The sequence below is a fragment of the Silanimonas algicola genome (genome assembly GCF_054777375.1).
The window spans coordinates 688,580-706,566 of sequence record NZ_BAAHAS010000003.1 but is presented as its reverse complement, the minus strand read 5'-3'; the positions used below and the strand labels follow the sequence as shown (position 1 = coordinate 706,566).

Annotated in this window: 16 protein-coding genes; 14 read left to right on the top strand and 2 right to left on the bottom strand. The window is 70.5% G+C overall.

What is annotated here, in order from left to right:
- The first annotated feature begins 3 nt into the window (after positions 1–3).
- From ACYVAK_RS13210 to ACYVAK_RS13195, 4 genes are all read left to right on the top strand, one after another.
- Positions 4–2,127, top strand: a complete 2,124-nt coding sequence (locus tag ACYVAK_RS13210; protein WP_461061736.1) for a putative bifunctional diguanylate cyclase/phosphodiesterase — start codon at positions 4–6, stop codon at positions 2,125–2,127.
- Positions 2,128–2,180: 53 nt separating this feature from the next.
- On the top strand, positions 2,181–2,786 hold the full coding sequence (locus ACYVAK_RS13205; RefSeq protein ID WP_461061734.1) for a sigma-70 family RNA polymerase sigma factor: 606 nt from the start codon (positions 2,181–2,183) through the stop codon (positions 2,784–2,786).
- Positions 2,783–3,424, top strand: a complete 642-nt coding sequence (locus tag ACYVAK_RS13200) for an NrsF family protein (protein WP_461061732.1) — start codon at positions 2,783–2,785, stop codon at positions 3,422–3,424. Before ACYVAK_RS13205 ends, ACYVAK_RS13200 begins: the two co-directional genes overlap by 4 nt.
- Before the next feature lie 165 nt (positions 3,425–3,589).
- A complete protein-coding gene (locus tag ACYVAK_RS13195) occupies positions 3,590–5,623 on the top strand; it encodes a sodium-translocating pyrophosphatase (protein WP_461061730.1) in 2,034 nt (677 codons plus the stop codon).
- A gap of 83 nt (positions 5,624–5,706) precedes the next feature.
- Here ACYVAK_RS13195 and ACYVAK_RS13190 read toward each other — a convergent pair whose 3' ends face one another.
- Positions 5,707–7,371 carry an NAD(P)/FAD-dependent oxidoreductase gene (locus tag ACYVAK_RS13190; protein ID WP_461061728.1) on the bottom strand — a complete coding sequence of 555 codons (1,665 nt, stop codon included), beginning with the start codon at positions 7,369–7,371 and terminating at the stop codon, positions 5,707–5,709.
- Positions 7,372–7,516: 145 nt separating this feature from the next.
- On the opposite strand from ACYVAK_RS13190, the gene ACYVAK_RS13185 reads away from it, so the two are divergent.
- From ACYVAK_RS13185 to ACYVAK_RS13140, 10 genes are all read left to right on the top strand, one after another.
- Entirely contained in the window at positions 7,517–7,927 is a 411-nt protein-coding gene (locus ACYVAK_RS13185) for a hypothetical protein (protein ID WP_461061726.1), read from the top strand.
- Positions 7,928–7,983: 56 nt separating this feature from the next.
- Complete coding sequence (locus tag ACYVAK_RS13180) at positions 7,984–10,140, top strand: FAD-dependent oxidoreductase (RefSeq protein WP_461061724.1); 2,157 nt, start codon at positions 7,984–7,986, stop codon at positions 10,138–10,140.
- Between the two features lie 37 nt (positions 10,141–10,177).
- The gene (locus ACYVAK_RS13175; RefSeq protein WP_461061722.1) at positions 10,178–11,251 is read left to right on the top strand and encodes a methyltransferase domain-containing protein; all 1,074 of its coding nucleotides are present in this window, start codon (positions 10,178–10,180) and stop codon (positions 11,249–11,251) included.
- Between the two features lie 23 nt (positions 11,252–11,274).
- The gene (locus tag ACYVAK_RS13170) at positions 11,275–11,937 is read left to right on the top strand and encodes a glycosyl transferase family 2 (RefSeq protein WP_461061720.1); all 663 of its coding nucleotides are present in this window, start codon (positions 11,275–11,277) and stop codon (positions 11,935–11,937) included.
- Positions 11,934–12,638 carry a DUF2064 domain-containing protein gene (locus tag ACYVAK_RS13165; RefSeq protein ID WP_461061718.1) on the top strand — a complete coding sequence of 235 codons (705 nt, stop codon included), beginning with the start codon at positions 11,934–11,936 and terminating at the stop codon, positions 12,636–12,638. Before ACYVAK_RS13170 ends, ACYVAK_RS13165 begins: the two co-directional genes overlap by 4 nt.
- Positions 12,635–13,450 carry a sterol desaturase family protein gene (locus ACYVAK_RS13160; RefSeq protein WP_461061716.1) on the top strand — a complete coding sequence of 272 codons (816 nt, stop codon included), beginning with the start codon at positions 12,635–12,637 and terminating at the stop codon, positions 13,448–13,450. The genes ACYVAK_RS13165 and ACYVAK_RS13160 overlap by 4 nt, the downstream gene beginning before the upstream one ends.
- Positions 13,443–14,399 (top strand): arsenosugar biosynthesis radical SAM (seleno)protein ArsS, encoded by a 957-nt coding sequence (gene arsS, locus ACYVAK_RS13155; protein WP_461061714.1) that lies wholly within the window; start codon positions 13,443–13,445, stop codon positions 14,397–14,399. The genes ACYVAK_RS13160 and arsS overlap by 8 nt, the downstream gene beginning before the upstream one ends.
- An 88-nt stretch (positions 14,400–14,487) precedes the next feature.
- Complete coding sequence (gene ppa, locus ACYVAK_RS13150; protein WP_461061712.1) at positions 14,488–15,042, top strand: inorganic diphosphatase; 555 nt, start codon at positions 14,488–14,490, stop codon at positions 15,040–15,042.
- 187 nt (positions 15,043–15,229) lie between these two features.
- The gene (locus tag ACYVAK_RS13145) at positions 15,230–16,306 is read left to right on the top strand and encodes an HDOD domain-containing protein (RefSeq protein ID WP_461061710.1); all 1,077 of its coding nucleotides are present in this window, start codon (positions 15,230–15,232) and stop codon (positions 16,304–16,306) included.
- Positions 16,303–17,418, top strand: a complete 1,116-nt coding sequence (locus ACYVAK_RS13140) for an HDOD domain-containing protein (RefSeq protein WP_461061708.1) — start codon at positions 16,303–16,305, stop codon at positions 17,416–17,418. The genes ACYVAK_RS13145 and ACYVAK_RS13140 overlap by 4 nt, the downstream gene beginning before the upstream one ends.
- A 42-nt stretch (positions 17,419–17,460) precedes the next feature.
- Here ACYVAK_RS13140 and ACYVAK_RS13135 read toward each other — a convergent pair whose 3' ends face one another.
- On the bottom strand, positions 17,461–17,967 hold the full coding sequence (locus tag ACYVAK_RS13135) for a fasciclin domain-containing protein (RefSeq protein WP_461061706.1): 507 nt from the start codon (positions 17,965–17,967) through the stop codon (positions 17,461–17,463).
- Positions 17,968–17,987: the final 20 nt, after the last annotated feature.

Genomic DNA, 17,987 nt, shown 5'->3' with positions numbered 1-17,987 from the left:
CGCATGGCGGCTTCCCCGCAGCGCGACCCAGGCATCACCGCTCGGCTCCGCGCCTCGCTCACGGGCATCGGTGGGCGGCTGCTGGCGTCGATGGTGGTGGCCAGCACGCTGATCAGCACCGCGGTCGCGGGCGGCGAGGTGTGGGCCGGCTACCAGGACGACCTGCGAGAACTCGAGGCGGACATCGAGCGCATCAGCCGCGCCAGCCTCGACCCCATCGCGCTGTCGCTGTGGAACTACGACGACGCCCAATTGAAGCTCCAGCTCGACGGCATCCGACAGCGCCCCTACGTGGCCGCCGTGGAGGTGCGTGAGCGCGGCCCGGACGGCACGGACGGCGCGCTTCGGGCACGCGTCGGCGAGGACGCGGGCAGCGAGGCCCGCATCGAGAGGCTGCCGCTGTCGTACCGACGCGACGGCGAGAACGCCGACCTCGGGACCCTCATCGTCGAACTCGACGTCGGCGCGGTGAAGCGCAGCGCCCTCAAACGCGCCGCCAGCATCCTCATCACCCAGGGCGGCATCACCCTGCTGATCAGCCTTGCCCTGCTCCTTCTCGTGCGCCAGATCGTCACCCGGCACCTGTCGGCGCTGGCGGACGCCGCGCAGCGCTTCGACCTGCGCGACGAGACGGCCAGCTTCCGCGTGCGCCCGCGCGGCCTCGGCCCTGGCGACGAGATCGACCGGGTGATCGACGCGCTGGAGACCATGCGCAGCAGCCTGCACGGCGCGTATCGCGACCTCGCCGACACCAACGCCGAGCTTCAGGCCGACATCGCCGCGCGCCTGCGCGCCGAGGCCGCGGCCGACCACCTCGCCAACCACGACGCGCTGACCAACCTGCCGAACCGCCGCCTGCTGTTCCAGCGCCTCGCGCACGAACTCGCGGTGGCCGAACGCAGCGGCACGCAGGGCGCGATGATGTTCATCGACCTCGACCACTTCAAGACGTTGAACGATGCGCGCGGCCACAGCATCGGCGACGCCGTGCTGATCGAAGTGTCGCGGCGCCTGCGGGCGAGCCTGCGGGAAATCGACCTCGTGGCGCGCCTTGGCGGGGATGAGTTCGTTGCGGTGCTGCCGATGCTTGGCGAGCTGCGCGAGCGCGCCGCGCAGAATGCCCACAGTGCTGCGGAGAAGCTGCGGGCCGCCCTGGCCGAACCGATCGTCGTTCGCGACGAGGTCTTCCGCCTGTCGGCGAGCATCGGCGTGGCGTTGTTCCCCGACGACGGCGGCAGCCCCGAGAACCTGATCAAGCACGCCGACACGGCGATGTACCAGGCCAAGACCGAGGGCCGGAACACCATCCATTTCTTCCAGCGCGACCTGCTGGCGGCCATGGAGGAGCGCCACGCGCTGGAAACCGATCTCCGCCGCGCCCTGGTCGAGGGCGGACTCGACGTGGCCTACCAGCCGCTGGTGGATGCCCACGGGGGCGTCCGCGGCGCCGAAGCCCTGGTGCGCTGGACGCATCCCACCCGCGGCCCGGTCTCGCCCGCGCAGTTCATTCCACTCTGCGAGGAGAGCGGGCTGATCATCAACCTCGGCGACTGGGTGCTTCGGGCCGTGCTGCGCCAGCTGCAATCATGGCGTCGCGACGGCTTGCTGGGTCCGCAGCAGTACATCAGCGTGAACATCAGCCCGCGCCAGTTCCGCCAGCAGGGCTTCGAGGACCGCCTGCTCGCCGCGCTGCACGAGTTCGAGGTGCCGCCCTCGATGCTCGTTCTCGAGATCACCGAAGGCGTCGTGCTCGGCGACATCGACAGCGCGATCCAGCGCATGAACACGCTGCGCGCGCGCGGCATCCGCTTCTACATCGACGACTTCGGCACCGGCTATTCCTCGATGGCCTACCTGAAGCGCCTGCCGGCCGACGGCTTGAAGATCGACAAGGGCTTCGTGCGCGACCTGGGCACCGACGCCAACGATGCCGCGATCGTCGACGCCATCCTGGCCATGGGCCGTCACTTCGGCCTCACGGTCGTGGCCGAGGGCGTGGAGACCGAGGCACAGGCCCAGTACCTGATCCAACGGGACTGCGCCCTGCTGCAGGGCTACCACCTGGGCCGTCCGGCCGAGGCTGCACGTTTCGCCGAATCCTTCCTGCGCCGGCGAACGCTGGTGTAACCGCGCGGCGCACCGGGCCGTACCGGAAGGCTTCACCGCCCCCGAGCGCCCCCGTGACCGCCCTCGCCCTTTCCTTCGCGATGACGCCCCCGCCACCGATCGATTCCGCCCTCGGTGCGCTGTTCTGTGCCGGCCGCCAAGGCGACGAAAGGCGCTATGCGCGGGCCCTGCACGAGTGCGCGGTGCTGCTGCGGCGGTTCACCGCCGCAAGACTGCAGCGGATGGCGCCGGGCATGATCGGCGAGACCGAGGACGTGGTGCAGGAGTGCCTGCTGGCCCTGCACCTGAAGTCGCATACGTACGACGCCACACAGCCCTTCGAGCCCTGGCTGTATGCAGTGGCGCGCTACAAGTTGATCGACCTGCTGCGCCGCCGGCAGCCTGGCCGCGAGGTCAGCCTCGACCTGCTGGCGGAGACGCAGGAATTCGCCGGAGACAGCGACGCCACGGAACCGCAGGCCGGCGCCGACCTCGCCGTGCTGCTCGCGCATCTGCCCGAGAAACAGCGCCGGCCGATCGAATTGGTGAAGCTCGAAGGCCGCTCTGTCGCCGAAGCGGCCGCCAGCACCGGCCTCTCCATGTCCGCCGTGAAGGTCGGCATCCATCGCGGCCTGAAAGCGCTGGCCAAGCGCCTCGCCGCGGAAGGGGAAATCCGATGAAGACCGACGACCTGATCGTCCTCCTGGCCCGCCGTCCGGACGCCCTGCCGGAGATCCATCCGGCGCGCGACACGACGCTGGCCGTGCTGGCCGGCCTTGTCGCGTCCTTCCTGGTCATGGCGCTCCTGCTCGGGCCGCGGCCCGACCTGGCCGTTGCGATCACCGGCCCGATGTTCTGGCAGAAGACCGGCGCCCTCGCTCTGATGGTGGCGATCGCCGGCGTCGGCGCATACCGCTCCGGGCTACCAGGCCGTTCGCTGCAATCCGCCGAGCGCCTGCGCTGGGCCGCGCCGGCCTGGCTGGCCGTCGCCACGCTGGTCACGGTCGTCGCGGCACCCGCGGGTGATCGCATGGGACTGTTCCATTCGCCCACGATCCTCCTCTGCCTGACGATGGTGCCCCTGCTCTCGATGCTTCCCGCCGTGGCACTGGCGTGGGCCCTCCGGCGCGCTGCGCCGGCCGATCCGAGCCGGGCAGCGCGCGCCGTCGGCTGGACGGCGGGCGCGATCGGCGCCTTCGCCTACGCCTTCCACTGCCAAGCCGACCAGCCCGGCTATGTCCTCGCGTGGTACGGACTCGCCGTGATGATCACGATCGTGCTCATCCAAGCCGCCGCCACGCGCTGGCTTCGCTGGTGATGCGGCGACGCAACATGAAGGCGCCGTCGACGTGCGGCAGCGCGCCACGGGAACGCGCCGCCGCGCCATAGCGCCCCGCGCCCCCTTCGGCAATACTCGGCGCAAGCGGCCGTCCGGCCGCCTTCTCGTGTCTGAGGTCCTAAGTCCGAATCTGGGGAGGTCAGGATGTTGGAGCAGTACGGAATCGCCATCGCACTGTCGTGTGCCGTGGTCGCCATCCTTTATGGCATCGTGTCGGCGCGCTGGATCCTCGCGCAGCCGGCCGGCAATGAACGCATGCAGCAGATCGCCTCGGCGATCCAGGAAGGCGCGGGCGCCTACCTGCGGCGTCAATACACCACCATCGCCATGGTCGGCGTCGTGCTCTTCCTGGTGATCGGCTTCGTGCCGGCGCTGGGCTGGCCGACGGCCATCGGCTTCGCGCTCGGCGCCGTGCTCTCGGGCCTCGCCGGCTTCATCGGCATGTTCGTCTCGGTGCGCGCCAACGTGCGCACGACGCAGGCGGCCACGAAGGGGCTCAACGAAGCGCTGAACGTCAGCTTCAGGGGCGGTGCGGTCACCGGCCTCCTGGTCGTGGGCCTCGGCCTGCTCGGCGTCGCCGGCTACTTCTGGTTCGTCGGCGGCGCGGTGGATGACGAGGCGGCGATCAAGGCGGCATTGCAGCCGATGATCGGCCTCGCCTTCGGCAGCTCGCTGATCTCGATCTTCGCCCGCCTCGGTGGCGGCATCTTCACCAAAGGCGCCGACGTCGGCGCCGACCTCGTGGGCAAGGTCGAGGCCGGCATCCCCGAGGACGACCCGCGCAACCCGGCCGTGATCGCCGACAACGTGGGCGACAACGTCGGCGACTGCGCCGGCATGGCCGCCGACCTGTTCGAGACCTACGCGGTGACGATCATCGCTGCGATGCTGATCGCCGGCATCACCTTCAGCACCTACGGCTTCGCCGGCGTGATGTACCCGATGGTGCTCGGCGCGGTGTCGATCATCGCCTCGATCGTCGGCACCTTCTTCGTGAAGGTCGGCAGCGACGGCAAGATCATGAAGGCCCTCTACAAGGGCCTGATCGTCGCGGCCCTGCTTTCGGCGGTCGGCTTCTGGTTCGTGACCGACGCGATGATCGCCGTCAACACGACGCGGATCTTCCTCTGCGCCATCGTCGGCCTGGTGCTGACCGCGGCGATGGTGGTGATCACCGAGTACTACACCGCCACCGAGTACAAGCCGGTGCGCGACGTGGCGGCGGCCTCGGTGACCGGCCACGGCACCAACGTCATCGCCGGCCTCGCCGTGTCGATGAAGTCGACGGCCGCCCCGGTGCTCGCCGTCGCGCTGGCGATCTGGGTCTGCTACACGCTGGCCGGCCTGATGGGCATCGCGGTCGCTGCGACCTCGATGCTGTCGATGGCGGGCGTGATCGTGGCGCTCGACGCCTACGGCCCGATCACCGACAACGCCGGCGGCATCGCCGAGATGAGCGGCCTCGACAAGGAGATCCGCAAGACGACGGACGCGCTCGACGCCGTGGGCAACACGACGAAGGCCGTCACCAAGGGCTACGCCATCGGTTCGGCCGGCCTCGCCGCGCTGGTGCTGTTCGCCGACTACGCCCACAAGCTGGACGAGACGTTCGGCCAGGACGTCGTCGACTTCTCGATCGACAAGCCCGAGGTGCTGATCGGCCTGCTGATCGGCGGCCTGATCCCCTACCTGTTCGGCGCCTACGCCATGCAGGCCGTGGGCCGCGCGGCCGGTGCGGTGGTGGAGGAAGTGCGCCGCCAGTTCCGCGACATCAAGGGGATCATGGAAGGCACCGGCAAGCCGGAGTACGACAAGGCCGTGGACCTGCTGACCCAGTCGGCGATCCGCGAAATGATCGTGCCGTCGCTGCTGCCCCTGATCATCCCGATCCTCGTCGGCCTCGTGCTGGGCCCGGCGGCGCTCGGCGGCCTGCTGATGGGCACCATCGTGACCGGCCTGTTCGTGGCGATCTCGATGTGCACCGGCGGCGGCGCCTGGGACAACGCCAAGAAGTACATCGAGGAAGGCCACCACGGCGGCAAGGGCAGCGATGCCCACAAGGCCGCGGTGACCGGCGACACCGTCGGCGACCCCTACAAGGACACCGCCGGCCCGGCGATCAATCCGCTGATCAAGATCATCAACATCGTCGCCCTGCTGCTGGTGCCGCTGCTCTGATGCCGGATTGACCGGAACCGCGGCGCGATCCGCGTGCGCGAGGCACCGACGAAACCCCGCCCCAACGGCGGGGTTTCCTTTTCTCAGGCCGGCAGCGCGGTGCCGGCTTCGATCATCGCCTCGGCCACCCATTCCGCCGCACGGATGCCATCGACGCCCGCGGAAAGAATGCCGCCGGCATAGCCCGCGCCCTCGCCCGCCGGGAACAGGCCGCGGGTGTTGAGGCTCTGGCCGTCGTCGCCGCGCGTGAGGCGCACGGGCGACGAGGTACGCGTCTCGACGCCGGTGAGCAGGGCATCGGACATGTCGAAGCCCTTGATCTGCTTGCCGAAGGCCGGCAGCGCTTCGCGGATCGCCTCGATGGCGTAGCGCGGGAGGGCCGTGGAGAGATCGCCCAAGCGGACGCCGGGCGTGTAGGAGTTCACGACCGTGCCCAGCGACTCCGACGGCGTGCCGGCGAGGAAGTCGCCGACTTTCTGCGCCGGGGCCTCGTAGGTTTCGCCGCCGAGCTTGAACGCGACTTCCTCCCAATGGCGCTGCAGCGCGATGCCGGCCAGCGGGCTGCCGCTGGGGTCGTACTCGGCGTAATCCTCGGGCGTGATGCCCACGACGATCGCGGCGTTGGCGTTGCGCTCGTTGCGCGAGTACTGGCTCATGCCGTTGGTGACCACGCGCCCGGGCTCGCTGGCCGCCGCCACCACGGTGCCACCGGGGCACATGCAGAAGCTGTAGACCGAGCGCCCGTTCCTGCAGTGGTGCACCAGCTTGTAGTCGGCCGCGCCGAGGATCGGGTGGCCGGCCTGCGGCCCGAATCGCGCCTGGTCGATCACCGACTGCGGGTGCTCGATGCGGAAGCCGATCGAGAAGGGTTTGGCTTCCATGTGGACGCCGCGCGCATGCAGCATCGCGAAGGTGTCGCGGGCGCTGTGGCCCAGCGCCATCACGACGTGGTCTGCGCGGAGCGTTTCGCCGCTGGCCAGCACCACGCCGCGCAGATGACGCACCCCATCGGCATCCACCTCGATCCGCAGGTCATCCACGCGCTGCGAGAAGCGGATCTCACCGCCGAGGCCTTCGATGACGCCGCGCATGTGTTCCACCATCGACACCAGGCGGAAGGTGCCGATGTGCGGCTTGCTGACGTAGAGGATCTCGTCGGGCGCACCGGCCTGCACGAACTCCTCCAGCACCTTGCGCCCAAGGTGGCGCTTGTCGCTGATCTGGCTGTAGAGCTTGCCGTCGGAGAACGTGCCGGCACCGCCCTCGCCGTACTGCACGTTCGACTCGGGATTGAGGATCTTCTTCCGCCACAGCCCGAAGGTGTCGACGGTGCGCTCGCGCACTTGCTTGCCGCGTTCCAGCACGATGGGCCTAAGTCCCATCTGCGCCAGCACCAGCGCGGCGAACAGGCCACAGGGGCCCATGCCGATCACGATCGGGCGCAACGGCTGCTCCGGCGCCGGCTTGGCGATGAAGCGGTAGGTGGTGTCGGGCGTCGGGGTCACCTTGACCCGGTTCGGCGTCTTTTCCGCCGCCACGCGCTTCAGCACCGCCGCTTCATCGGCGACGTCGACATCCACCGAGTAGATCAGTTGGATCTGGCCACGCTTGCGGGCGTCGTAGCTGCGCTTGGCCACGGTGAGCGAACGCAGCGCACCGGGCTTCAACTTCAAGCGGGCCAGCACCGCGTCGTTGATCGCGGTGTCGCCGTGGTCCAGCGGCAGGGTGAGGTCGGTGAGTCGAAGCATGCGGCGCGCAGCGGTGGGGCCTTGGAAGGCCGCCATGATCCCACGGCGGGCGGCTCCGCTTCTGCTGGCCGTCGCGGCGGGGGACTCCGGGGCGCGTATCCTCGACGGCGGGCCGCGCAGGGCTCGCGCATCAGGGAGTGGACGAATGAAAATCGTGAAATGGTTCATCGCCGGGTTCGCGGCGACGCTGGTGTTCCACCAAGGCCTGCTCGGGCTGCTTTACGCGGCGGGCATCAGCCCGCGCGCCCCGTTCAGTCTGGAAACGACGGAACCGCTCGGCATCCCGCAAGTGGTGTCCTTGGCCTTCTGGGGCGGGGTCTGGGCGGTCGCGCTGGCGCCGCTGCTGGCGAAATTCACTGCAGCCCGCTGGTGGTCGGCCTGGATCATCGCCGGCGCCATTGGCCCGAGTGCCGTGGCCTTGTTCATCGTGTTCCCGCTCAAGGGCATGCCGATGGCCGGCGGCTGGGACCCCAAGCTCATCATCGGCGCCCTGCTGCTCAACGGCGCGTGGGGGCTGGGCTGTGCCGTCGTTCTCCGGCTGATGAAGTCCCGCTGAGCTGTAACCCCAGCCCTCCTCGCGGCGAAGGAGGGCCACACCGACAAGGAACGCCCATGGGCCGCGCCCCGACCCTGCCCCGTCCGCTGATCGTCTTGCTGCTCCTCGTGGCCGCGGCGCTCGCCCTCTGGCTCAGCGGGGCCCACCAGTGGCTGACGCTGGAGGCCCTGAAAGCCCAGGCCGATGCGCTTGCCGCCGCCGTGGCCGCGAACCCGTGGCGGGCGGCCGCGCTGTTCTTCCTCGCCTATGTCGGGGTGACGGCGCTGTCGATCCCCGGCGCCGCGGTGATGACGCTGGCCGCCGGCGCGCTGTTCGGCCTCGTGGAGGGGACGGTGCTCGTGTCCTTCGCCAGTTCGATCGGCGCGACGCTGGCCTTCCTCGTCGCGCGTTTCGGCTTCCGCGACGCGCTTCGAGCGCGCTTTGGCGACCGGCTGCGCGACATCGATGCCGGCATCGCCCGAGATGGCGCCTTCTACCTGTTCACCCTGCGCCTCGTGCCGGCCGTCCCGTTCTTCCTCGTCAACCTGCTCTCGGGCCTCACCGCGCTGCCCACGCGCACGTTCTACTGGGTGAGCCAGCTCGGCATGCTGCCGGCCACCGTCGTTTATGTGCTTGCCGGAACGCAACTGGCCCAGATCCGAAGCTTGGGCGACGTCCTCTCGCCCGGCCTGCTCGGCGCGCTGGTGGCGCTCGGCGCGCTGCCGCTGCTGCTGAGGGCGGTTCTCGGCTGGCTCAAGGCCCGCCGCGTCTACGCCGGGCACCGCAAGCCGAAATCCTTCGACTACAACCTGATCGCCATCGGTGCCGGTTCGGCCGGGCTCGTCACCACCTACATCGGCGCCGCCGTGAAGGCCAAGGTCGCCCTGATCGAAAGGCACAAGATGGGGGGCGATTGCCTCAACACCGGCTGCGTGCCTTCGAAGGCACTCATCCGTTCGGCGCGGCTGCTGGCCGAGGCGCGCGAGGCCGAGAAGTACGGGCTGAACTCGCTCACCGCCGATTTCGATTTCGCCACCGTGATGGCGCGCGTGCAGCGCGTGGTGTCCAAGGTGGAACCGCACGACTCCGTCGAGCGCTACACCGGGCTTGGCGTGGACGTGATCGAGGGCGAGGCCAAGCTCGTCAGCCCGTGGGAAGTCGAGGTCAACGGCCGTCGTATCAGCGCCCGCAGCATCGTCATCGCGACGGGCGCGCGGCCGCTGGTGCCGAAGCTCCCCGGCCTCGACGGCATCGAGGCGCTGACCAGCGACACCGTGTGGTCCTTGCGCGAACTCCCCAAGCGCCTGCTGGTGCTGGGCGGTGGGCCGATCGGTTGCGAGCTGGCGCAGAGCTTCGCCCGCTTCGGCGCGTCAGTGAGCGTGGTCGAGATGGCGCCGCGCCTGCTGCCGCGCGAGGACGCCGAGGTCGGCGCGCTGTTGGCCGAGCGCCTCGCGCACGAGGGCCTGCACGTCGCCACCGGCCACAAGGCCCTGCGCATCGAGCCCGCGGCCGACGGCCAGGGCGGCGTGCTGGTGGCCGAAGCCGAGGGTGCGGAAGTGCGCCTCGCCTTCGACCGCCTGCTGTTGGCCCTGGGCCGCACACCGAACACGCACGGCTTCGGCCTGCAGGACCTCGGCGTGGAACTCGGCCCCCGCGGCCACGTCGCCGTCGATGGCCTGATGCGGACGAACTTTCCCAACATCCTCGTGGCCGGCGACGTCGCCGGCCCCTACCAGTTCACCCACATGGCCGCGCACCAGGCTTGGTACGCCGCGGTCAACGGCCTGCTCGCGCCATTCTGGTCGTTCAAGGTCGACTACCGCGTGGTGCCTTGGGTCACCTTCACCGACCCGGAAGTGGCGCGCGTCGGGCTCTCGGAAGACGAGGCGAAGGCGCAGGGCATCGCCGTCGACGTGACGCGCTACGGCATCGACGATCTCGACCGCGCCATCGCCGACAGCCACGACGAGGGCTTCGTCAAGGTGCTCACGCCGCCCGGCAGCGACCGCATCCTCGGCGCCTGCATCGTTGGTGCCCATGCCGGCGAGCTGCTGCCGGAGTTCGTGCTGGCGATGAAGCACGGCCTCGGCTTGAACAAGCTGCTCGGCACCATCCACGTCTATCCGACGATGAATGAAGCCAACAAGTACGCCGCGGGCGTGTGGAAACGGGCGAACGCCCCGCAGGGCGCGCTGCGCTGGGCGGAGCGCTTCTTCCGGTGGCGCCGCGGATGAGCCGGCGGGGTCCCGCTTGGCACGCGAAACGAGTCCAATGACGACGATCACGATGAATACGACGAGCACACCGACACGCGCCCACGCCGACGTCCGCGAGTATTACGGCGACGTCTTGCAGTCGAGCGCCGATCTCAAGACCGGCGCGTGCTGCCCGGCCGAGGCCATGCCGCTGGCCCTGCGCCGGATGCTCGCCGACATCCATCCCGAGATCCTCGAACGCTTCTACGGCTGTGGCTCGCCGCTGCCGCCGGCGCTCGAAGGCCGCACCGTGCTCGACCTCGGCTGCGGCACCGGGCGGGACGCCTACCTGCTCTCCCGCCTCGTCGGCCCGACGGGACGCGTGATCGGCGTCGACATGACGCCGGAACAGCTCGCCGTGGCGAACCGCCACCGCGACTGGCACGCCGAGCGCTACGGCTTTGCGGCGAGCAACGTCGAATTCCACGAAGGCCTGATCGAGGACCTCGGCGCCATCGGCATCGCCGACGCCAGCGTCGACGTGGTGGTGTCGAACTGCGTGTTGAACCTCGCCCCCGACAAGGGCCGCGTGTTCGCCGAGATCTTCCGCGTCCTCAAGCCCGGCGGCGAGCTGCACTTCTCCGACGTGTTCGCCGACCGCCGCATCCCGGAAGCGCTGCGCCGCGATCCCGTGCTGCTCGGCGAATGCCTTGGCGGCGCGCTGTACACGGAGGACTTCCGCCGATTGATGCAGCAGGTGGGCTGCGCCGATGCGCGCACCGTCAGCCGCGCGCCGATCCCGCTGCTCGACCCGGCCATCGAGGCCGCCATCGGCTTCGTGAATTTCCAATCGATCACGGTGCGGGCGTTCAAGCTCGCGCTGGAGGATCGCTGCGAGGACTTCGGCCAGGTCGCCACGTATCGCGGCACGATGCCCGACGCGCCGCACGCCTTCGTACTCGACGGCCACCACACCTTCGAGACCGGCCGGCCGCTGCGCGTGTGCGGCAACACCTTCGACATGCTGGCCGCGACGCGCTTCGCGCCGCATTTCGATCTGCACGGCGACAAGGCACGCCACTTCGGCCTGTTCGACTGCGCCCCGGCCTCGCCCACCTCGGCGCCGAAGGCCGCCGGCGCCTGCTGCTGAGGTCTCCGCCCGTGGAGGCGCCCGTGCTCAGCATCGTCATCCCGGCCGGTCCCGGCGACCGCGACTGGGCGGCGCTGCTGGACGACCTGCCGGCGGGCGACGACGTCGAACGCCTGCTCGTGCTGGCCGAAGGCGACCGGCTCCCGGTCACGCCGCCGGGCATGCGCATTCTCACCGCTCCGGCCGGCCGCGCGCGGCAGATCAATGCCGGGCTGGCGGCAGCCGACGGCGGGACGGTGTGGGTATTGCATGCCGATTCCCGCATCGACGCGGAAACGCTCGCTGCCGCGCGGCAGGCCGCGGCGGGCTTTGCGCGCGGCGACACACCGGCGCTGTGCTGGTTCGACCTCGCCTTCCACGATGGCCCGACGGCGATGGCGATCAACGCCTTCGGCGCCAACCTCCGCAGCCGCTGGTTCGGAATACCGTTCGGCGACCAGGGCTTCCTCGCACCGCGAACCCTGTTCGAATCGCTCGGCGGTTTCGATCCGTCGGTCGGCCGCGGTGAAGACCATGCCTTCGTCCATGCCTCGCGACGGGCGGGGCTGCCGCTGCGACGCCTGCCCGGCCGGGTGGCGACCAGCGCACGCCGCTACATCGAACGCGGCTGGTGGCGGACGACGCGCGAGCACCTCGTGCTGACATGGTGCCAACGTCGCGCCTTCTCGAAGGGCCCGACGGCATGACGCCCGGACTCGCGCTGTTCGTGAAGACCCCGGGCCGCTCGCCGGTGAAGTCGCGGCTCTGGCCCGCCATCGGCCGGAACGCTGCGGAAGCGCTCTACCTCGACTGCGCCACCGCCGTTGGCGAGATCGCGCTGGCCCTCCAAGGCGAAGGCCGCGCTCAGGCGTACTGGGCCGTGGCCGAAGCCGAGCGCGATGGGGACGCCGACGTGTACACCGCATGGCATTCCTGGCAGTCCCTCCCGGTGGTCGCGCAGGGCGACGGCGGCCTCGGCGAGCGCATGGCCCAGGTCTACGCCACGCTGCGCGCTCGCCACGGCGCCGCGCTGCTGATCGGCACCGACCTGCCGCAGCTGTCCATGCCGGCCCTGGCCGACGCCGTGGACGCCCTCGTCCACGCCAAAGCCGATCTGGTGCTCGGGCCGAGCGAGGACGGCGGCTTCTGGCTGGTGGGCGGCCGTGTCGACCTGCCGCTCGCCGCATGGACGGCGCCGCGCTACAGCACGCCGGATGCGCGCAGCGACTTCCTCGCCGCGCTCCCGCAGGGCCTGCGCGTCCATCGGCTCGACACCGCGCACGACCTCGATGAACCGGGGGACCTCGTCGTCGTCGCCGCCGCGCTGGCCGCCCTGCCGCATCGCACGGAAGCCCAGGAGCGCGTGTCGCGCCGCCTCGACGCCCTGCTGGCCACGATGGCGCGATGAACGCCGACCTGCTCCGCCTCGCCTTCGTGCTCGGCCTGCTGGCCCTGCTGCTGGGGCTGCAGAGGCGGTTCGGCTTCCGCCACGACATGCATCTGCGGCCCATGCTCGACAACCTCGTCGTCGCGCTGGCCGGCAGCGGGCTGCTGCGCCTGCTGGTGCCGGTCGGCACGGTCGGCGCCGCGCTGTGGGCGCAGTCGCAAGGGCTGGGCCTGTTCCCGACGATCGGCCTCGACGGCGCATGGGCCATCGTGGGAACCGTCGTGCTGATGGACCTCGCGATCTGGGCACAGCATGTCGCCTCGCACCGCTGGCCCTGGCTGTGGCGCCTGCACCGCGTGCACCACGTGGCCACGCGCTTCGAGGCCACGCTGGGCCTGCGCTTCCATCCGCTCGAGATCGTCGTATCACTGGGGTGGAAGCTGCTGCTGGTCGTGGCCCTCGGCCTTCCCGCCGCCGGCATCGCGCTCTACGAGACCCTGCTCGCGCTGGCCGCGCTGTGGACGCACGCCGACCTCGCCCTGCCGCCGCGACTCGAACGCGCCGTCAGCGCGGTGCTGGTCACGCCCACGTGGCACCGTGTGCACCATTCGCCCGAGCGCGCCTGCACCGACAGCCACTACGGCAACCTGCTCACTGCCTGGGACCGGCTGTTCCGCACCCGCCCGGCGATGCCCCCCACCGACCAGCGCGCCATGGCCATCGGCCTCGAGGGCTGGCGCAGCGATGCCGACCAACGCTGGACTGCCCTGTTGCTGAACCCCTTCCGGCGCGCCCCGCGCCCCGCCCCCACCGAGACCGCCCCGCATGCGTGACACCTGGCCCCTGCTGAAGGACATCCCGTTCCCGGCGCTCACCCGCGGCGCGTTCACGACGCTGCAGCTCAACCTCGGCTACCGCTGCAACCTGAGCTGCGTGCACTGCCACGTGGCCGCCGGCCCGCGCCGCACCGAAACGATGTCGAAGGCGACGATGGCCACCGCGCTCGCCGTCGCCGAGCGCTTCGGCGTGACCACGCTCGACCTCACCGGCGGCTCGCCCGAGATGAACCCCGAGTTCCGCTGGCTGGTCGTCGAAGCCCGCGCGCGCGGGCTGCATGTGATGGACCGGCTGAACCCGACGATCATGGAAGAACCCGGCTACGACTGGGTCGGCCCCTTCCTCGCCGAACACCGCGTCGAGGCCGTGGCCTCCCTGCCCTGCTACAGCCAGGCCAACGTCGACGAACAGCGCGGCGATGGCGTGTTCGAAGCCTCCATCCGTGCCCTGCAGTCGCTCAACGCCCTGGGCTACGGCCAGCCTGGCAGCGGCCTGCTGCTCAACCTCGTCTACAACCCGAACGGCGCCTTCCTGCCGCCGCAGCAGGAAAAGCTCGAGGCCGACTACCAGCGCCTGCTCGGCGACAACTTCGGCATCGTGTTCAACCACCTGTATGCGCTGGCCAACATGCCGATCCAGCGCTTCGGCTCCTGGCTGCAGTCGAAGGGCCAGTTCGAGGCCTACATGGGCACGCTCCGGGCCGCGCACCGCGACGACAACCTCGCCGCGGTGATGTGCCGCTCGCTCGTCAGCGTCGATTACAACGGCGAGCTGTTCGACTGCGACTTCAACCAGATGCTGAAGATGCCGCTGGGCGGCGGCAGCGCGCCGCGCCACCTCGATGACCTGCTGGCCGGGCCCCTGCCGGAGCGCATCGCCGTCGCCGGGCACTGCTACGGCTGCACGGCCGGGCAGGGCTCGAGCTGCGGCGGCGCGCTGGCCTGATCCCGAGGCGCGGGGGCGGTTCGAGCCCGGATTCAGCGCCCTTGGGGTATCCTCCGCCGCCTCTTTCCGACCCCTTCCGAGAACCGCCATGGGCCTGAGCCTCGTCCCGACCGGCCGCGACGTGCCGAACGAAATCAACGTCATCATCGAGATCCCGAAGGACGCCGAGCCGGTCAAGTACGAGGTCGACAAGGAGACGGGCGCGATCTTCGTCGACCGCATCCTGTCGACCCCGATGCGCTACCCCTGCAACTACGGCTACGTGCCGCACACCCTGTGCGGCGACGGCGACCCGGTCGACGTGCTGGTGATCCTGCCGCTGGCCCTGGTGCCCGGCTCGGTGATCCGCTGCCGCCCGGTCGGCATGCTGAAGATGACCGACGAGGCCGGCGAGGACACCAAGCTGCTCGCCGTGCCGGTGCCGAAGGTCTTCAAGGGCTACGAGCACATCACCGACATCGCCCAGGTCTCGCAGCACTGGCTCGAGCGCATCGGCCACTTCTTCGAGCACTACAAGGACCTCGAGAAGGGCAAGTGGGTGAAGGTCGAAGGTTGGGAAGGCAAGGACGCGGCGATCAAGGAGATCCTCGACGGCGTGGCGCGCTACAACGACACCCCGGACGCGGACAAGCCGAAGTTCTGAGCCCGCGCTGGGCACCACCGGCGCGGCGGCCGGCGACTCGGCACGTTCGGTCGCCCCCGGACCCCGGCCTCGCGCCGGGGTTCGCGTTTTGTGGCCCCCTTCCACGACGCGGAGCGGCCGCCGGGCGTATCCTGCACTGCATCAGCGCCGCCACGATCGCGGCCGTATCGCCAGAAGGAGCCCCTGCATGTTGGTCCTGATCGTCGGCCGTGATCTCGAGCGCAGCGCGGACCTGTCCGCCACGCTGACGGCCCTCGGCCTCGATTGGACCGTGCAGTGGGTGGCCGAACCCGGCGAGGCCCAGGCACTGCTCGAGGGCCACGGCGTCGATGTCGTCGCCGTCGACGGCGGCGAAGCCCGCGGCATCGACGTGCTGCGGCGTGCACGCGAGAAGAATCCGACCGCCGTGCGCCTGCTGCTGCTGCCACCAGGCGCCGAGCCGAGCGCGGCGGCGATCGACATCGCCCACCGCCATCTCGGCCTGCCGCTGCAGGCCAACGCCATGGTGGATGCGGTGGAGGGCATCGGCGAGCTGTTCGAAGTGCTCGACAATCCCGACCTGAAATCGAAGGTGGGTGCCATCGCCCAGCTGCCGCCTTCGCCGGAAACCTACCTCGCCATCTCGAAGGCACTGTCCGATCCGAACGTGGGCGCCGCGCAGGTGGTGTCGATGCTGACGAAGGACCCGGCGCTGGTCGCCAAGGTGCTGCGTGTCTGCAACTCGGCCTTCTTCTCCGGCGGGCGGCCCGTCGCCGACCTCAAGGCCGCGGTCGTCCGGCTCGGGCTCGAGACGCTGCGCCGCGTGGTGCTCGCCGCGGAAGCCCTCTCGGCGAACAACGGCCCCGACGCCGAGACGGTGCGTCGCCGCGCGTTCTTCGCGTCACAGCTGGCCGCCCGCCTGCTGCCCGGCCCGAGCGCCGAAATGGCCGCCACCGCCGCCATGCTCGCCGAGCTCGGCCGCCTGCTGCCGGGCTTCAAGGACGCCTACGGCAAGGACGGCAACGCCAGCTATGCCGACGCCGGCGCTTGGCTGCTCGGCCTTTGGGGCCTGCCGATGCCGATCGTCGAAGGCGTCGCCTTCCACCTCGAGCCCACCCGCAGCCGCCAGCGCGGCTTCTGGATCCCCGGCGCCGTGCACGTGGCGCACGCCCTCGTCGGCAGCATCCCGCTCGACGAGGCTTGGCTCGACGCGAGCGGACTGCGCGACAAGCTGCCGGAGTGGCAGCGCATCCACGACAAGCTGGCCGACGCCGAGAACGCATGAGCCTGCGCGTCGCGCTGGTCGACCACCCCGATCAGTACGGCGACCTGCGCCGCCTCGCTGCCCAACTGCCCCGCGACTGGGTGGTCGTCGATGGCCTGCGGCCCGACCAGGTGCTCGAGGAAGCGGAACTGGGTGGCATCGATGCGGTTTTCACCAGTGCCGACCCGGGCGCCATGGACGGGGCCACGCTGCTGCAACGCGTGCAGCGCGCCTGCCCCGAGGCCCTGCGCGTGCTCGTCCTGCCGGCCGGCTTCGACGCGCGGCGCAGCGAGCGTCTTGCCGCCGAGCCCGCCGTGCAACAGGTGGTGGCCGCGCCCTTCGATGCCGGCACCGTGCGCGCCGCGATGCGCCGCGTGCTGACCGTGCGCAGCCTGCTGCGCGACCCCGCCCTGCGGGCTGAACTCGGCCAGGTGGAACGCCTGCCGGCCTCGCCGAGCGCCTATCTCAGCCTGCGCATGGTCGCGGCCGACGACAACGCCGGCGCCGAGGAGGCCGTGCAGGTGCTGCGACGTGATCCGGTGCTCGCGGCGCGCGTGTTGCGGGTCGCGAACTCGGCGCTGTACGCCAGGGGCCGGCCGATCCTCGACCTCGGGGTGGCCACGCAGCGCTTGGGGCTGCAAACGCTCGTGCAGCTCGTGCTAGCCAGCGAAGTGTTCAGCCGGCTCGGCGATGGCGATGCCCAAGCAGCGCAGACGCGTGCCTTGCTGGCCTCGACGCTGGCCATGCGCATCGCGGCGACGCCACGCGACGCGGGGCTCGCGGGCAGCGCGGCGTTGCTCGCCGACCTCGGGCGGCAGTTGCCGGGCTCGTTGTTGAATGCCCCCCCGCATCCGGGGGAACTGTGGCAGGCGGCACCCCGCGTGGCCCTGTTGGGCGCGGGATTGATGGCGCTGTGGGGCTTGCCCATGGAGATGGTCGAAGCCGTGGCCTTCCATCATGCGCCGGGCCGTTCTCCCGGACGCGGCCTCGATGTTGTCGGCACGACGCATCTCGCTCGCGCGCTCGTCGGCGATATCGCGCTGGACGACGCCTGGGTGGACGCCGCCGGGCTCACGCCGCGATTGGCGGCATGGCGCGAGCAGGCCGAACGCCTCGCGGCCGAGGTGGCCTGAGGCGAGGGAGCCCGAGTCGCCGGGCTCCCTTGGGGGCAAGCCTTATTCCGGCAGCATCACCGTGTCGATCACGTGGATCACGCCGTTGCTGGCGGGCACGTCGGTGGCGGTGATCGTCGCGCCGTCGATGGTGACGGTGCTGCCGCTGACGTTGATGTCCGCTTCGGCGCCGTTCACCGTCGTCGCCTTGTCGAGCTTCACCGCGTCGGCGGCCAGCACCTTGCCGGGCACCACGTGGTACGTGAGGATCGCCGTGAGCTTGGCCTTGTTCTCCGGCTTCAGCAGGTCCTCGAGCGTGCCCGCCGGCAGCTTGGCGAAGGCTTCGTCGGTCGGGGCGAACACCGTGAACGGGCCGGGGCCGCTGAGCGTCTCGACCAGGCCTGCGGCCTTCACGGCGGCGACGAGGGTCTCGAAGTCCGCGTTGCCGGCAGCAACGTCGACGATGGTGCCCGGAGCTTTGTCACCACCATGGTTGTGGGCGACCGCGGGCACGGCGACGGCCGTGGCAACGGCGAGGGTGAGCAGCGAGCGGTGCGCGAAAGAGAGCATGGACAACTCCTGGGATGGGG

Bases quoted from the DNA above. Each gene is read 5' to 3' on its own strand.
- ACYVAK_RS13160 (WP_461061716.1), top strand. From the start codon at position 12,635: ATGAACGCCGACCTGCTCCGCCTCGCCTTCGTGCTCGGCCTGCTGGCC.
- ACYVAK_RS13140 (WP_461061708.1), top strand. From the start codon at position 16,303: ATGAGCCTGCGCGTCGCGCTGGTCGACCACCCCGATCAGTACGGCGAC.
- ACYVAK_RS13145 (WP_461061710.1), top strand. From the start codon at position 15,230: ATGTTGGTCCTGATCGTCGGCCGTGATCTCGAGCGCAGCGCGGACCTG.
- ACYVAK_RS13190 (WP_461061728.1), bottom strand. From the start codon at position 7,371: ATGCTTCGACTCACCGACCTCACCCTGCCGCTGGACCACGGCGACACC.
- ppa (WP_461061712.1), top strand. From the start codon at position 14,488: ATGGGCCTGAGCCTCGTCCCGACCGGCCGCGACGTGCCGAACGAAATC.
- ACYVAK_RS13175 (WP_461061722.1), top strand. From the start codon at position 10,178: ATGACGACGATCACGATGAATACGACGAGCACACCGACACGCGCCCAC.
- arsS (WP_461061714.1), top strand. From the start codon at position 13,443: ATGCGTGACACCTGGCCCCTGCTGAAGGACATCCCGTTCCCGGCGCTC.
- ACYVAK_RS13200 (WP_461061732.1), top strand. From the start codon at position 2,783: ATGAAGACCGACGACCTGATCGTCCTCCTGGCCCGCCGTCCGGACGCC.
- ACYVAK_RS13185 (WP_461061726.1), top strand. From the start codon at position 7,517: ATGAAAATCGTGAAATGGTTCATCGCCGGGTTCGCGGCGACGCTGGTG.
- ACYVAK_RS13195 (WP_461061730.1), top strand. From the start codon at position 3,590: ATGTTGGAGCAGTACGGAATCGCCATCGCACTGTCGTGTGCCGTGGTC.
- ACYVAK_RS13165 (WP_461061718.1), top strand. From the start codon at position 11,934: ATGACGCCCGGACTCGCGCTGTTCGTGAAGACCCCGGGCCGCTCGCCG.
- ACYVAK_RS13210 (WP_461061736.1), top strand. From the start codon at position 4: ATGGCGGCTTCCCCGCAGCGCGACCCAGGCATCACCGCTCGGCTCCGC.
- ACYVAK_RS13180 (WP_461061724.1), top strand. From the start codon at position 7,984: ATGGGCCGCGCCCCGACCCTGCCCCGTCCGCTGATCGTCTTGCTGCTC.
- ACYVAK_RS13135 (WP_461061706.1), bottom strand. From the start codon at position 17,967: ATGCTCTCTTTCGCGCACCGCTCGCTGCTCACCCTCGCCGTTGCCACG.